The organism is Rathayibacter sp. AY1H3 (assembly GCF_002932015.1).
In genome coordinates, this window is sequence record NZ_PSUU01000005.1 from 34,836 (window position 1) to 49,113 (window position 14,278).

The window sequence follows — 14,278 nt, forward strand, 5'->3', positions numbered from 1 at the left end:
GATCCGTGACACGCGGACCGCCGATCGCCGCTCGACCGTGCCGCACGGTGACGGCGGGTACTGCGACGGGCCTGTCCGACAGGTGAGGGGTGCCTGGCATCTCGGGGCGGGGAGGGCAAGAGGGAGGCGGAAATCGGGGATCACTGTCGCCGGAGGGGTGCGACAGGGCACGCTGTGACGATGAGCGAAGACCACGCCGTCCGAGTCCGCGACCTGCGGAAGGACTACGGGGGCGCTCCGGCGGTCGCGGGAGTCTCCTTCGACATCCACCGGGGCGAGACCTTCGCGCTCCTCGGCCCGAACGGCGCCGGGAAGTCGACGACCATCGAGATCCTCGAGGGCTACCGCGACCGCTCCGGCGGCGAGGTGTCGGTGCTCGGGGTCGACCCGCGCCACGGCGACCTGGCGTGGAAGGCGCGTCTGGGGATCGTCCTGCAGTCCAGCGGCGAGTCCGGCAACGCGACGGTCCGCGAGCAGATCGCGCACTTCGCCAGCCTCTATCCGCGACCGCGCGACGTCGACGAGACCATCGAGGCCGTCGGGCTGACGTCCAAGGCCCGCTCGCGCATCGGGCGCCTCTCGGGCGGCCAGCGCCGCCGCGTCGACGTCGCCCTCGGCATCATCGGCCGTCCCGAGCTGGTGTTCCTCGACGAGCCCACCACGGGATTCGACCCCGAGGCCCGCCACTCCTTCTGGGACCTGATCGCCCTGCTCAAGAGCGAGGGCACGACCATCCTCCTCACCACCCACTACCTCGACGAGGCCGCCCGCCTCGGCGACCGCGCCGCCGTGATCTCCGGCGGGCGGCTCCTGGCCATCGGCCCGATGAGCGCGATCGGAGGGGACGAGGCGCGCGTCCCGATCGTGCAGTGGCGCGAGGACGGCGTGCTGCACCGGCTGCGCACCACCGAGCCCGCCCGGACCGTCGCCGAGCTGCACGCCCGGATCGGGGAGCCGACGGCGCTCGAGGTCGTCCGCCCCAGCCTCGAGGACATCTACCTCGACCTCATCCGCGAGGACCGCGACGCGGTCGACCTGATCGGAGAGCCCGCGTGACCGCCGTCGCCACCCGCCCCCGCACCCTCTCCACCGGCCCGGGACGCACCGTCCGCCTCGGACTCGCCCGCGCCCGCTACGAGATCCGCTCGTACTTCCGCGCTCCGGACCAGGTGTTCTTCACCTTCCTCTTCCCGGTGCTGCTCCTGACGATCTTCTCGGTCGCGTTCGGCGACACCGCGGTGATGCAGGCGAACCCGCAGGACCCGGGCATCCCGATGGCCGAGTACTACGTGCCGGGCCTCGCCGCGGCCGGGATCCTGCTCTCGGGCGTCCAGAACCTGGGCGTCGACATCGCGGTCGAGCGCGGCGACGGCACGCTCAAGCGCCTCGCGGGGGCACCGCTGCCGGTCTTCAGCTACTTCATCGGCAAGTTCGGCCAGGTGCTCGTGACGAGCCTCGCGCAGACGGCCCTGCTGCTCCTCGTCGCGGCGACGGTGTTCTCGGTCGAGCTGCCCACCGACAGCGGGCGCTGGGCGACCTTCGCCTGGGTCTACCTGGCAGGAGTCGCGACGTCGGCCATCCTCGGCATCGCCGTCTCCGCGCTGCCCCGCTCGGGCAAGAGCGCGACCGCCGTGATCGTGCCGCCGCTGCTCGTGCTGCAGTTCATCTCGGGGTCGTACCTGTCGTTCACGACGCTGCCGGACTGGCTGCAGAACACGGCGAGCGTCTTCCCGCTCAAGTGGATCGCGCAGGGCATGCGCGCCGTGTTCCTGCCGAGCGGGTTCGAGGAGGCGGAGGTGAACGGGTCGTGGGACCTCGGCGGCGTCGCGCTGGTGCTCGGTATCTGGCTCGTCGTGGGGCTCGTCGCCTGCCGCTTCGGCTTCCGCTGGATCCGCCGCGACAGCTGAGCCGGAGGAGGCCGCGGCCGGAAGGCGCGCGTCCCCGGGAGCGCGGGGCCTGCGCGCGCAGACCGCGCGGACTCAGACCGCGGTGCCGACCACGACGGGCTCGGGGTGCAGCAGCACGCCGAACTCCGCCAGGACGCGGCCCTGGACGTACCGGGCGAGCTCGGCGACCTGCTCGGCCGTCGCTCCTCCGCGGTTGGTCAGGGCGAGGGTGTGCTTGCTCGACACGGCGGCCCGCGAGCCGGGCAGGGCGAAACCGCGCGAGACGCCGGCGTGCTCGATCAGCCACGCGGCGCTGAGCTTCACCAGGCCGTCGGCGCGGGGAGGCACGGGCAGCCCGACGGGCGCTCCGGCCTCGACCGCGGCGAGCGGGGTGATGACGGGCGCCTCCGCCGTCGGCTCGACCGGCCAGCGCGGCGCCTCGGGCGGCAGGGAGTCGGCGAACGCGCTCGTGACGAGGGGGTTGGTGAAGAAGGAGCCGGCGCTCGCGGTGTCCGGGTCCTCCGGATCGAGGACCATGCCCTTGCCCGCACGCAGCGCCAGCACGGTCTCGCGCACCCGCGCGAGCGGCACGCGGTCGCCGAGCGCGACTCCGAGCGCCGACGCCAGCTGACCGTAGGCGACGGGAGTGCCGTCGCCCTCGGCGCCGACCTCCTCGAGCGCGAACTCGACGGCCAGCACCGCGCCCCGGCGGCCCTGCTTGATCACGGAGGTGCGGTAGGCGAACTGCAGCTCCTCCGCCGTCAGCCGGACGGGCTCGCGGGCGCCCTCGTCGAGGAAGTCGACCGCGACCAGCGTGTCCGAGAGCTCCTGGCCGTAGGCGCCGATGTTCTGCACCGGCGACGCACCGACCGTGCCGGGGATGCCGCTGAGAGCCTCGAGGCCCGCCCAGCCGCGCTCCACGGTCGTCGCGACGAGGCCGTCCCACGACTCGCCCGCCTGGACCCGCAGGAGCACGAGCCCCGGCTCGTCGGAGGGGAGCCGCTCGACGCCGGTGGTGCGCACGCGCACGACCGTGCCCTCGACCCCGTCGTCGCCCACGAGGAGGTTGGAGCCGCCGCCGAGCAGCAGCCACGGCTCGTCGTCCGACCACAGGCCGACGAGCGTCTCGACCAGCTCCGCCTCGGTGGCGGGCTCGACGAGGCGCTCGGCGGGTCCGCCGACGCGGAGGGTGGTCAGGGCGGAGAGCAGCGGCGCGGAGGTCACGCGAGTCGGACCCGTGCCTGGGCCTTGCCGAGGACGGACTGGCCCTCGACCGAGACGGCGAGGTCGACGCGGACCCAGCCCTCCTCGGCGTTCACAGCACCGATCCTGGCGACCACGTCGATGGCGGCGCCGTCGCGCGGGTCCACCACGACGGGGCGGGTGAAGCGCACCTGGTAGTCGACCACGCGTCCGGGGTCGCCGACCCAGTCGACGACGACCTGCACCGCGGTGCCCATCGTGAGCATGCCGTGCGCGAGCACGCCGGGCAGGCCGACCTCGGCGGCGACGTCGTCGCGGTAGTGGATGGGGTTGAAGTCGCCCGAGGCGCCCGCGTAACGCACCAGGGTGCCGCGGTCGATCGGGAAGCGGCTCTCGGCGACGACCTGGCCGACGCTCAGCTCGGCGAGAGCGGGCAGTGCGGTGCTCATTCGTCTCCCCTGACCACGAGGGTCGAGATCGCGGTGACGACGTGCTCGCCGCTCGCGTCGACCATGCGGGACTCGGTGGTGACCATCGAGTGGGCGCCGAGCTTCTTGATGGCGGCGACCGAGAGGGTCGCGGTCAGCTCGTCGCCGGCGACGACCGGACGGGACAGCACGAAGCGCTGGTCTCCGTGCACGACGCGGCTGAAGTCGATCCCGCCGTCGGGCTCGGCGAGCAGCTGCTGGAGCGTGAACTCCTGCACGACGACGGCGAAGGTGGGCGGAGCGACGAGGTCGGGGTGCCCGGCGGCGCGGGCGGCCTCGACGTCGTGGTGCAGGGGGGAGGTCGCGGAGACGGCGCGGGCGAACTCGCGCACCTTCTCGCGCCCCACCTGATAGGGCTCCGTGGGCGCGAAGACGCGCCCGACGAGTTCGGGGTTCACTGGCACCCGGCCATACTAGGCGCTGCCGTCGCGGGGCCCTCGGGGCTCCGGAGGCGCCGCCGGTGGTCACCCGGGTATGACCACCGAGAATTTCCCATCCGTGTATGGCTGACCCGCGGCCGAACTTCTCCGAAGCTGGCGGGCATGTCGACACCCACTCCCGAGCGCGACTGGGCGACCTACGCCCGCGAGCTCGGCACCAACATGCACCGGGCCCGCATCGCCAAGGGCGCCAGCCAGGAGCGGATCGCCCACGCGGCCGGGCTCGCGGGCTACACCTACCAGAAGTTCGAGAAGGGCGAGTCGAAGCCCGGCTCGCCCGCGAACCCCACGCTGCACACCCTCCTCGCGCTCTGCGAGGCGCTCGAGATCGAGCTGACGGACCTCCTGCCGCCCGATCCGCCGCGCACCTCACGAGGCGCCGAGTAGCCGGAGCACCGCGCCGGCCAGCCGCGACCCCGAGCTGAGATCGAGGTCGACCTCGCCGAGCCCGTCGGCCTCCAGGCGGAGCCTGTCCTCCCCCGACTCCCCCGGGCGGCACAGGGAGACGTGCACCGTCGCGCCCGCGGCCCCGTCTCGGCCCGCCCAGAGCACCACCGGGAGCGAGCTCGCCGCGGAGCGGTGCAGCCGCTCCCCCGCCGCGACCAGCTCGTCGTGCTCGCCCGCGCACCAGCGCGGGCACCCCTCGTCGTTCCTGCCGTCCATCCGCTCCTCCACGTTCCGCACCCCTCGGTCGAGGAGACCAGCCCACCAGGCGGTACCGACACCGAGGGCCCGCCGCGCCCCGATCCCGACCGGGGTGTGGACAGGAGACGGTCGTCCGCCCGTTGTGGAGGAGCGAGGACCAGGGTCCCATACGCAGGTGGTGCCGCCAGGGGTCCGGCACGAAGCACCGGCGCAGTGTCAGCGGTGGACGATCAGCCAGGTCGCGATCGCCGTGGTCGAGCCCGTGTTGACCATGCGGTGCGGCCGCTCGCACGGGAACGTAATGGCGTCGCCCGGCCCGAGGACGACCGACTCGTCCTCGAACTCGACCGTCAGCTCTCCGAGCGTCACCGTCCCCATCTCGAACCCGTCGTGGCGGAGCAGCTGCCGGTGCGCCGTCGAGGTCGAGCCCGGCGGGTAGGTCGACTCGAAGAAGTCGACGGCGTCCAGCGGACGCGGCGCCAGACGGCGGAACAGCACTCCGCCCTCGAGCGCCACGGGCGCCGACTCGCGCGCCCGGACGACCGCGGTCTCGACCGGCGCCGACGCGCCCTGGTCGAACACGGCGGACAGCGGGACCCCCAGCGCGTCCACGAGGGCGATCAGCCGGCCGACCGAGGGCTGCATGGCTCCGCGCTCGATCTGCGAGACGGCGCTCACGGAGATGCCGAGTCGCCCGGCGAGTGCCTTCAGCGACAGGCCCGCCGAGAGCCGCAGCTCCCGCAGCCGGGCGCCGAGTCCGGCCCCGTCCGCGATCGCCCGGGCGGCCGCCTCGTCGGGCGCGGTGTCGTCGGAGGGCATGGCCCGTCCCCTCTCGCGGATCGTCACACAGCCGTAACGGAGCCGAAACGAGCGGCGGCCTCCCGACTCGTAGCGTGGCCCGCGTGAAGTGATCACTTCACTCGGAACGCTCTCCGCGACGCCCCGCCTCCTCGGCCGGACGTCCCGACCACCCTGACACATCCGCTCCGTGCCGCTCTGCGCACGACCGCCCGAGAGGTGGATCCACCCATGTCCGACCGAGTCACCGCACCCCGAGTCACCGCTCCTCCCGTCGATCCGGATCCCGCCGCCGCGGCGAGCGCCGGCTACGACGACCGCCTCTCCAACGAGGACCTCGCCCCGCTCCGGAAGCAGCGCTGGTCGAGCTACAACATCTTCGCGTTCTGGATGTCGGACGTGCACAGCGTCGGCGGGTACGTGACCGCGGGCTCGCTCTTCGCGCTGGGCCTGGCCGGCTGGCAGGTGCTCGTCGCCCTGGTGGTGGGCATCGTGATCGTGCAGGTCTTCTGCAACCTCGTCGCCAAGCCCAGCCAGGTCACCGGCGTGCCCTACCCCGTCATCAACCGGGCGATCTTCGGCATCCGCGGCGCGAACATCCCGGCGATCATCCGCGGACTGATCGCGATCGCCTGGTACGGCGTGCAGACCTACCTGGCGGCGCAGTCGCTGAACATCGTCTTCCTCAAGTTCTTCCCGGGCATGGCCGCCCTGAACACGCCCGAGGCGTCGTTCCTCGGCCTCTCGGCTCTGGGCTACCTCTCCTACGCGATCCTCTGGGTCGCGCAGGCCGCGCTGTTCTGGCGGGGCATGGAGTCGATCCGCCGCTTCATCGACTGGGCGGGACCGGCGGTCTACGTGGTGATGCTCGTGCTGGCCGTCTACCTGGTGTCGCAGGCGGGCTGGGAGAACATCTCGCTCACCCTCGGCTCCGGCGAGCCGCTCGACCTCGCCGCCGCGGTGCCGGTGATGATCTCGGCCGTCGCCCTGGTCGTCTCCTACTTCTCGGGCCCGATGCTCAACTTCGGCGACTTCTCCCGGTACGCCCGCAGCTACGGCGCCGTGAAGCGCGGCAACCTGCTCGGCCTCCCGATCAACTTCCTCTTCTTCTCCCTCCTCACCGTGATCACCGCGTCGGCGACCGTCCCGGTCTTCGGCGAGCTGATCACCGACCCGATCGAGACCGTCGAGCGGATCGACACCTGGTTCGCCGTGCTCTTGGGCGGGCTCACGTTCGTCATCGCGACGATCGGCATCAACATCGTCGCCAACTTCATCTCCCCCGCGTTCGACTTCTCCAACGTCAACCCGAAGAAGATCAGCTGGCGGATGGGCGGCATGATCGCCGCCGTCGGCTCGGTGCTGCTCACCCCGTGGAACTGGTACTCGAACGACACCGCCATCCACTACACGCTCGGCATCCTCGGCGCGCTGATCGGACCGCTGTTCGGCGTCCTCATCGCGGGCTACTACCTGATCAGCCGCCAGCGCGTCTGGGTGGACGACCTCTACACGATGAGCGAGAAGGGCCGCTACTGGTTCTCGCGCGGCTTCAACCCCAACGCCGTCTGGGCGACCGTGATCGGCGGAGTCCCCTCCGTCGCCTCGGTGCTCGTGCCGCGCTGGATCGCGGAGGCGGGAGGCGCGGAGTTCACCTGGCTCGGCGACTACAGCTGGTTCCTCGGCTGCGGGCTCGGGTTCGTCGCGATGGCCGTGCTCGAGCGGCGCGCGCCGCGGATCGGGCGCCTCGACGACGACCTCGAGCACGTCAGCGACGGCTCGACCGTCTGATCCGGCCGGCACGGAGGAGGGATCCGCTCCGGCCGCTCCGCATCCCGCGGACCGGCGGCCGGGCGGGCCCCTCCCCCTCCCGGCACCCGAAGCGAGGAACCACCATGCGCATCACCGTCGTCAACCCGAACACCAGCACTGCGATGACCGCGGCGATCGGCCGGGCCGCCCGCTCCGTCGCCTCGCTCGGCACCGAGATCACGGCCGTCACTCCGCCGATGGGTCCGGCGTCGATCGAGAGCCACTACGACGAGGCGCTCGCCGTGCCCGGCGTCCTGCACGAGATCGCCCGGGCGGAGGCGGCCGGCTGCGACGGCGCGGTCATCGCGTGCTTCGGCGACCCGGGCGTCGACGCCGCGCGCGAGATCGCGAGCGGCCCGGTCGTGGGGATCGCCGAGGCCGCCATGCACATGGCCGCGCTCGTCGGCCGGGGCTTCAGCGTGGTCACCACGCTCTCGCGCACGAGCGGCCGCGCCTGGGACATCGCCCGCCGCGCCGGGTTCGGCGACGCCTGCCGTCAGGTGCGCGCCTGCGACATCCCCGTGCTCGAACTCGACGACCCCCGCTCCGACGCCCGCCGCGCGATCCTGGCGGAGTGCGCCGAAGCGCTGGCCGTCGACGGGTCCGACTCGATCGTGCTGGGCTGCGCGGGCATGGCCGACCTGTGCCGCGACCTCTCACGGGAGCTGGGCGTGCCCGTGATCGACGGCGTCGCCTCGGCGGTGCGCCTGGTGGAGGGGCTCGTCGCGATGGGCGTCAGCACCTCGCGGCGCGACGAGTACGCCGCGCCGCGGACGAAGGCAATGGCGGGGCTGCTCGCTCCGTTCGAGCGGGTCTGAGGCTCCGCACCCCGCACGGTCGGGTGTTCTACCGGACCGCCGGGCCGGACCCACCTGCGAGGATCGGGGGATGAGCGTCCTCCGCGATCTCGGCCTCGGTGCCCGGCTCTTCCTCCGCGGCTTCCGCACCTGGGTCCGCTCGCCGCGGGCGATGCTCCTCGGCGCGATCCCGCCCCTGATCGTCGGTCTGGTCTTCGTCGGCGTGCTGGTCCTGGTGCTCACGCGGGTGCAGGACGCGGTGACCGCGCTCACCCCGTTCGCAGGCGGCTGGGACGAGGGCACGGCCGCCACCGTCCGCCTGGTGCTCTCGATCGCGGTGGTCGGCGCCGCGCTCGCCCTCGGCGTGGTCCTCTTCGCCGCGGTGACCCTGCTGGTCGGCGACCCCTTCTACGAGCGGATCTGGCGGCGGGTCGAGGACGACCTCGGCGGCGTGCCCGACGAGCGCGAGAGCACCTTCTGGCAGGGGGTCGGCCGCGGCCTCCGCGACTCCGCCGTGCTGGTCGCCACCTCCCTCGGGATCGGCGTGGTCCTGGTGCTGCTGGGCCTGGTGCCGCTGGTCGGCTCGATCGTCGGCCTCGTCGCGGGCGCCCTGGTCGGCGGGAGGGCCCTCGCGCTCGAGCTGACCGGGTTCGCGGGCGACGCCCGGGGGCTCTCCCTCCGCGACCGCCGCCGCCTCCTCGGCGAGCACCGCGCGGTCTCGCTCGGCTTCGGCATCGCCGTCTACCTGGCGTTCCTCGTCCCCGGGGGCGCGGTCGTCGCCACCCCCGCCGCCACGGCCGGCGCGACCCTCCTGCTCCGGACCCTGCGGGGCGAGCCGACCGAGCGGCCGGCCGCCTGACACCGCTTGGCCGCCGCCCGGCTCTCCCCTAGACTCGCCGCGTGCGCACGTCGATCCGAAGCCCCTGGTGGCCCGCCTCCTAGGCGGACCGACGCGCAGACCCCTCGCACGCGACCGCCTCCTCCGGGCGGTCGTTCTGCATGTCAGGGCCCGGGTGGGGCACGACCCGATTCAAGGACCACGATGACCTCGCTCCTCTCCCGCATCCTCGCCTCCGACGGGACGCTGCCGTTCGCGGTGGTCCTCCGCCAGGGCCGCGACGCCGTCGACGTGTTCACGGGCGACGTGCTCGACGTCGAGGGCCTGGCCGACATCCCGCTCGACGGCGACGACGTGCTGACCCTCGTGCCCTACCGGCAGGTGCGCGAGCGCGGCTTCGCGGCGAAGGACGACGGAGCCCCGCTGCGCAACCTCGTGGTGCGCGAGCGCGAGAGCGTCCCCCTGGCGGAGGTGCTGCGGCTCCTGCCCGAGCGGGAGATCCCGGTCGAGGAGCGCGGCTTCGACGTGCCGGACGACGAGTACGCCGACATCGTCCGCCGGGTGATCGAGGACGAGATCGGCCGCGGCGAGGGCGCCAACTTCGTCATCAACCGCGCCTTCGTCGCGCAGACCGACGCGCCGCCCGTCGAGGCGGTCCTGGCCTGGTTCCGCCGCCTGCTCACCGACGAGTCCGGCGCGTACTGGACCTTCGCGATCCACACCCCCGGCGTCGACGGCGCGCAGACGGTCACCGCCGTCGGCGCGACCCCCGAGCGCCACGTCTCGGTGCGCGACGGCGTCGCCATGATGAACCCGATCAGCGGCACCTTCCGCCACCCCGCGGCCGGACCCACCGGGGAGGAGGTGCTCGCGTTCCTCGCCGACGTCAAGGAGAGCGAGGAGCTCTTCATGGTCGTGGACGAGGAGATGAAGATGATGAGCGCGGTCTGCCCGGACGGCGGCCGCATCCTCGGGCCGTTCCTCAAGCAGATGTCGCGGCTCAGCCACACCGAGTACCTGCTCGAGGGCCGCACCGGACTCGACGTGCGCGAGGTCCTGCGGCTGACGATGTTCGCGCCCACGGTCACCGGCTCGCCGATGGAGAACGCGTGCGCCGTGATCGCCGAGTACGAGAAGGAGCCGCGCGGCTACTACTCCGGCGTGCTCGCCCTCTTCGAGCCGGAGGAGCACGGCTACACGGTCGACGCCCCCATCCTCATCCGCACCGCCTACCTCCGCGCGGACGGCCGCCTCACCGTGCCGGCCGGCGCGACGCTCGTGCGCCACTCCACCCCCGAGGGCGAGGTCGCCGAGACGCGGGCGAAGGCGTCGGGCGTCCTCTCCGCCCTGGGCCTGCTGCCGCACCGCGAGGTGCCGCCGGCCATCGACCTGAACGCGCAGCCGGGCGTGCAGGAGGCGCTCGAGGCGCGCAACGAGCGGCTCGCCTCGTTCTGGCTCCGGCCCCAGGCGCCCGAGCACATCGCCGGCCTCGCCGGGCACACCGCGCTGATCGTCGACAACGAGGACCAGTTCACGACGATGCTCGCCCACCAGCTGCGCCACCTCGGGATGGACGCCCGGGTCGAGCGCTGGTCGGAGGTCGCCGACGTGCTGAGCGACGACCTCGTCGTCTTCGGCCCCGGCCCGGGCGACCCCCGCGACGACTCCGACCCGCGGATCGCGCACCTGCGCTCGCTGATGACCACGCGCCTCGAGGCGGAGCGGCCGATGCTCGCCGTCTGCCTCAGCCACCAGATGCTGTCGCTGCTGGCGGGCCTCCCGGTCGAGCCGCTGCCCGCGCCCCGCCAGGGCGTGCGCCTGGCGGTGGACGTGTTCGGCGAGGACGCCGCGATCGGCTTCTACAACACCTTCTCCTCCGTCGCCCCCGGCGTCGCGCGCACGCCCCGGCTGGGGCTCGAGGTGTCGGTCGATCCGGAGACGGGAGTGGTCAACGCCCTGCGCGGCGAGCACGTCGCGTCGGTGCAGGGGCACCTGGAGTCGGTGCTCTCCTCCGACGGCCTGCGCACCCTGGAGCGGCTGGTCCGCACCGCGACCGCTCAGCCCGCGCGCGCATGAGCGGCCTGCGGCTGATCGCGTCGCCCGCCTACCCGGCCGAGCTGCAGGAGGCGGTGGCCGCCGCCGTGCGCGCGGCGGCCGAGGCGGCGCGCGGCTGGTACGGGCGCGGCGACAAGATCGCGGCGGACGAGGCGTCGGTCGCGGCGATGCGCGCCGTGCTGGCCGACGCTCCGTTCGACGGCGTCGTCGTGATCGGCGAGGGCGAGAAGGACGAGGCCCCGATGCTCGCGAACGGCGAGCGCCTCGGCCGCGCCTCCGCTCCCTCCTGCGACGTGGCGGTCGATCCGCTCGACGGCACCCGGCTCACGGCGGAGGGGCTCCCCGGCTCGGTGAGCGTGATCGCGCTCGCCCCGCGCGGCACGCTGTTCGACCCGCGCGACGTGTTCTACATGGACAAGCTGGTCTGCTCTGCAGCGGGCCGGGGCGCCGTCTCGCTCGACCTCCCTCCCGCCGAGAACGCCGCACGGCTGGCGGCGGCGCTCGGGAAGCCCGTCGCGGAGCTGGTCGTCGTCGTGCTCGACAAGCCGCGTCACTCCGGGCTGATCGCGGCCCTGCGCGCGGTCGGGGTCGCGCTCGAGCTGCGCGGCGAGGGCGACGTGTCGGTCGCGATCGAGGCGGCCGATCCCGCGGGCCGCGTCGACCTCGTCCTCGGCATCGGCGGAACCCCGGAGGGAGTGGTCGCCGCGTGCGCCGTCCGCGCCCTCGGCGGGGTGATGGAGGGGCGCCTCGCCCCCCAGACCGCACCGGAGCGCGCCAACGCCCTGGCCGCCGGCCACGACCTCGACCGCCTGCTGACCCTGGAGGACCTGGTCTCCTCGGACGACGTGCTCTTCGCGGGCTGCGCGGTCTGAGACGTCTCCCGCGGGCAGGACCTCGCCCGGGAACGCCGAAGGCCCCGGCTCGACGCGCGAACCGGGGCCTTCTCGCTGTAGCGGGAGCGGGACTTGAACCCGCGACACCACGATTATGAGCCGTGTGCTCTAACCACCTGAGCTACCCCGCCGCGCGTTCTTCGCAGGTCTGGCCTGCGGGGAACGGAGCCCCCTGTGGGAATCGGACCCACTACCTCTTCCTTACCAAGGAAGTGCTCTACCAATGAGCTAAGGGGGCGCACCTGCGGGTCTGACAGCCCCTCTCGGGGCGTGCCCGCGATTTGGCACCGTTAGACGATAGCACCTCCGCGGAGCGTCGACGACCGCGGGGGACGCGCCCCCGCGGCCGCCCGTCTGCGGCTACGCCCGGCTCGCCTCGTCGAGCGCGGCGAGCTCCTCGGCGCTCAGCTCGAGGGAGGCCGAGGCGATCAGCGCCGGCAACTGCTCCATCACGCGGGCGCTGGCGATCGGCGCGACCACTCCGGGCTGCGAGCGGAGCCACGCGAGGGCCACCGTCGCCACCTCGGCGCCGTGCGCCTCCGCCGCCGCGTCGAGCGCCGCCAGCACCCGGCGGCCGCGGCCGTCGAGGTAGCGGGAGGCGCCGTCGGCGCGCGGACCCTCGGGCGTCGATCCGTCACGGTACTTGCCGGTCAGGAATCCTGACGCCAGGGCGGAGTAGGGGACGACGGCCAGCCCCGCCTCGCGGGCGAGGGGCAGCAGGTCGGCCTCGATCCCGCGCTCCACGAGGTTGTAGTGCGGCTGCAGCGCGACGGGCGCGTGCAGGCCCTCCTCGCCCGCGATGCGCAGCCACTCCGCGACGCGCTCGGCGCTGAAGTTCGACACTCCGATCGCGCGAACCAGGCCCTGGTCCACGAGCTCGGAGAACACGGCGGCGATGTCGGCCATCGGCACGGCCTCGTCGTCGAAGTGGGCGTAGTAGAGGTCGATCCGGTCGGTCGCGAGCCGCTCGAGGGAGGCGCGGGCGGCCGCGCGCACGGTGTCGGGCGCGAGGCCGGTGAACTGCGGGTGGCGGCCCGCCTTCGTCGCGATCACCACGTCGTCCCGGTCCCCCGAGCGCTGCGCGAGCCACTCGCCGATGATCGTCTCGGACTCGCCGCCCGTGTTGCCCGGGACCCAGGCGGAGTACGCGTCGGCGGTGTCGATGAAGTCGCCGCCCGCGGCCGTGTAGCCGTCGAGGACGTCGAAGGAGGTCTGCCGCCCCGCGGTCCAGCCGAAGACGTTGCCGCCGAGCGAGAGCGGGAAGACGTCGATGCCGGAGTCGCCGAGCGGCGAGCGGGTGACGGAGGAGGATGCTGCGCTGTCGATGCTCATCCCCCGATTCAAGACCCGCTCCCCGCCGTGATCGATCCCCCTCCCGCGCATGCGCGGCAAGGACTCAGGCTCTCAGCGCCGCGGGTAGTCGGCGTAGGCGAAGCGCGTCGAGTCCGGCGCCCAGCCGGAGACGTTGATCGTCCCCTGCCCGCCGTGGAGGCGCTCCAGCACGCGGCCGGGCTCGAGCGTCGCGCGCCCGGGGAGGTCGAGCAGCCGCAGCTCGACGTCGACGTTCTCGGGGTGCCCGGCCGTCCCCTCCGGATAGGCGAGGTAGAGCAGGTGCGCGCCGTCGGGCGACTCGTGCGGGAACCAGTCGACCGTGTCCGACTCGACCAGGCGGGAGAGCGCGGAGCCGTCGAGGCCGATGCGGAACAGCTGCGCGCCTCCTCCGGCCCGCTCGGAGTTGAAGACGAGGGTGCGGCCGTCGGCCGAGACGTCGACGCCGTCGTCGGCCGCCTCGTCGTCGGTCAGGGCGGTGAGCGGGCCTCCCCCGGCCGGCATCGTGTAGACGTCGGTCCGCCACCGCCCGGAGGCGTCGCCGCCGCCGATCAGCGCGAGGGTCGCGCCGTCGGGCGAGACGCCGTGCAGGTAGTGCTTGAAGCGCGCGCCCTCGCGCTCGGCGGTCAGGCGGCGGGCGGGGGCGGAGCCGTCGAGCTCGACCGCGTAGAGGTGCCCGTCGCGCGCCGAGACGTAGGCGAGCCCGCCGGACGGGGCGAGCACGTGGTCGTTGTTGAGCTCGGCCGGCACCCCGTCGAGCGGGATCGGCTCGAGCACGGCCGCCCCCTCGAGCGGCAGCCGGAAGAGGCCGCCGTCGCCGTTCACGATCAGGGCGGAGCCGTCCGGAGTCCAGTTCGGCGCCTCCACGAGGACGGAGTCGGACTCGAAGACGGTCGTCGACTCCCCCGTCGCGAGGTCGTGGACGCGGAGTCGGCAGAGCTGGTCGGGGAGGAGCGAGCGGGCCATGCTCCCCACGGTAGGGCCCTGGCGGATCACGACGGGGCCGTCAAGCCTTCGCACACTCAGGTTCCGCGGGAGGGCGCTCCGATATTCTTGACCGACTTATGCGCTGGGTACACCTTGGGAGGAACATG

The 14,278-nt window shown here is 73.4% G+C and carries 15 protein-coding genes and 2 tRNA genes; 8 read left to right on the top strand and 9 right to left on the bottom strand.

Features of this window, described 5'->3' with window-relative positions; translation table 11 throughout:
- Positions 1 to 180: 180 nt before the first annotated feature.
- Entirely contained in the window at positions 181 to 1,056 is an 876-nt protein-coding gene (locus C5C33_RS03660) for an ABC transporter ATP-binding protein (protein ID WP_104223630.1), read from the top strand.
- Positions 1,053 to 1,907, top strand: a complete 855-nt coding sequence (locus C5C33_RS03665; RefSeq protein WP_104223629.1) for an ABC transporter permease — start codon at positions 1,053 to 1,055, stop codon at positions 1,905 to 1,907. Before C5C33_RS03660 ends, C5C33_RS03665 begins: the two co-directional genes overlap by 4 nt.
- A gap of 72 nt (positions 1,908 to 1,979) precedes the next feature.
- On the opposite strand, the gene C5C33_RS03670 is transcribed toward C5C33_RS03665, so the two are convergent.
- Genes C5C33_RS03670 through C5C33_RS03680 form a run of 3 tightly spaced genes read right to left on the bottom strand, consistent with a single transcriptional unit; the run spans position 1,980 to position 3,981 of the window.
- Complete coding sequence (locus C5C33_RS03670) at positions 1,980 to 3,110, bottom strand: UDP-N-acetylmuramate dehydrogenase (protein WP_104260446.1); 1,131 nt, start codon at positions 3,108 to 3,110, stop codon at positions 1,980 to 1,982.
- Positions 3,107 to 3,538 carry a MaoC/PaaZ C-terminal domain-containing protein gene (locus C5C33_RS03675; RefSeq protein WP_104238284.1) on the bottom strand — a complete coding sequence of 144 codons (432 nt, stop codon included), beginning with the start codon at positions 3,536 to 3,538 and terminating at the stop codon, positions 3,107 to 3,109. Before C5C33_RS03675 ends, C5C33_RS03670 begins: the two co-directional genes overlap by 4 nt.
- Positions 3,535 to 3,981, bottom strand: a complete 447-nt coding sequence (locus C5C33_RS03680; protein WP_104227045.1) for a MaoC family dehydratase N-terminal domain-containing protein — start codon at positions 3,979 to 3,981, stop codon at positions 3,535 to 3,537. Before C5C33_RS03680 ends, C5C33_RS03675 begins: the two co-directional genes overlap by 4 nt.
- Positions 3,982 to 4,119: 138 nt before the next feature.
- Between C5C33_RS03680 and C5C33_RS03685 the strand changes: the two genes are divergently transcribed.
- Positions 4,120 to 4,404, top strand: a complete 285-nt coding sequence (locus C5C33_RS03685; protein WP_104223625.1) for a helix-turn-helix domain-containing protein — start codon at positions 4,120 to 4,122, stop codon at positions 4,402 to 4,404.
- Here the strand turns inward: C5C33_RS03685 and C5C33_RS03690 are convergent.
- Together C5C33_RS03690 and C5C33_RS03695 are read right to left on the bottom strand one after the other, a co-directional pair.
- Complete coding sequence (locus C5C33_RS03690) at positions 4,387 to 4,680, bottom strand: DUF6907 domain-containing protein (RefSeq protein WP_104227044.1); 294 nt, start codon at positions 4,678 to 4,680, stop codon at positions 4,387 to 4,389. The genes C5C33_RS03685 and C5C33_RS03690 overlap by 18 nt on opposite strands.
- Before the next feature lie 198 nt (positions 4,681 to 4,878).
- Entirely contained in the window at positions 4,879 to 5,481 is a 603-nt protein-coding gene (locus C5C33_RS03695; RefSeq protein WP_104227043.1) for a helix-turn-helix domain-containing protein, read from the bottom strand.
- Between the two features lie 210 nt (positions 5,482 to 5,691).
- Between C5C33_RS03695 and C5C33_RS03700 the strand changes: the two genes are divergently transcribed.
- From C5C33_RS03700 to C5C33_RS03720, 5 genes are all read left to right on the top strand, one after another.
- Positions 5,692 to 7,251, top strand: a complete 1,560-nt coding sequence (locus C5C33_RS03700; protein WP_104260447.1) for an NCS1 family nucleobase:cation symporter-1 — start codon at positions 5,692 to 5,694, stop codon at positions 7,249 to 7,251.
- 104 nt (positions 7,252 to 7,355) lie between these two features.
- Positions 7,356 to 8,090: an aspartate/glutamate racemase family protein gene (locus C5C33_RS03705; protein ID WP_104234239.1), complete on the top strand. Its 735-nt coding sequence runs from the start codon at positions 7,356 to 7,358 to the stop codon at positions 8,088 to 8,090.
- A 70-nt stretch (positions 8,091 to 8,160) separates the two neighbouring features.
- Positions 8,161 to 8,928 carry an EI24 domain-containing protein gene (locus tag C5C33_RS03710; protein ID WP_104260448.1) on the top strand — a complete coding sequence of 256 codons (768 nt, stop codon included), beginning with the start codon at positions 8,161 to 8,163 and terminating at the stop codon, positions 8,926 to 8,928.
- 183 nt (positions 8,929 to 9,111) lie between these two features.
- On the top strand, positions 9,112 to 10,983 hold the full coding sequence (locus C5C33_RS03715; protein WP_104254835.1) for an anthranilate synthase family protein: 1,872 nt from the start codon (positions 9,112 to 9,114) through the stop codon (positions 10,981 to 10,983).
- Complete coding sequence (locus C5C33_RS03720; RefSeq protein WP_104260449.1) at positions 10,980 to 11,834, top strand: fructose-bisphosphatase class II family protein; 855 nt, start codon at positions 10,980 to 10,982, stop codon at positions 11,832 to 11,834. The genes C5C33_RS03715 and C5C33_RS03720 overlap by 4 nt, the downstream gene beginning before the upstream one ends.
- 78 nt (positions 11,835 to 11,912) lie before the next feature.
- Here C5C33_RS03720 and C5C33_RS03725 read toward each other — a convergent pair.
- From C5C33_RS03725 to C5C33_RS03740, 4 genes are all read right to left on the bottom strand, one after another.
- Positions 11,913 to 11,986, bottom strand: a tRNA-Met gene (locus C5C33_RS03725).
- A 35-nt stretch (positions 11,987 to 12,021) separates the two neighbouring features.
- Positions 12,022 to 12,093, bottom strand: a tRNA-Thr gene (locus C5C33_RS03730).
- Between the two features lie 122 nt (positions 12,094 to 12,215).
- Positions 12,216 to 13,187, bottom strand: coding sequence for an aldo/keto reductase (locus tag C5C33_RS03735; RefSeq protein ID WP_104260450.1), 972 nt, complete (start codon positions 13,185 to 13,187; stop codon positions 12,216 to 12,218).
- A gap of 72 nt (positions 13,188 to 13,259) precedes the next feature.
- A complete protein-coding gene (locus tag C5C33_RS03740) occupies positions 13,260 to 14,150 on the bottom strand; it encodes a PD40 domain-containing protein (RefSeq protein WP_104238295.1) in 891 nt (296 codons plus the stop codon).
- Positions 14,151 to 14,278 lie beyond the last annotated feature (128 nt).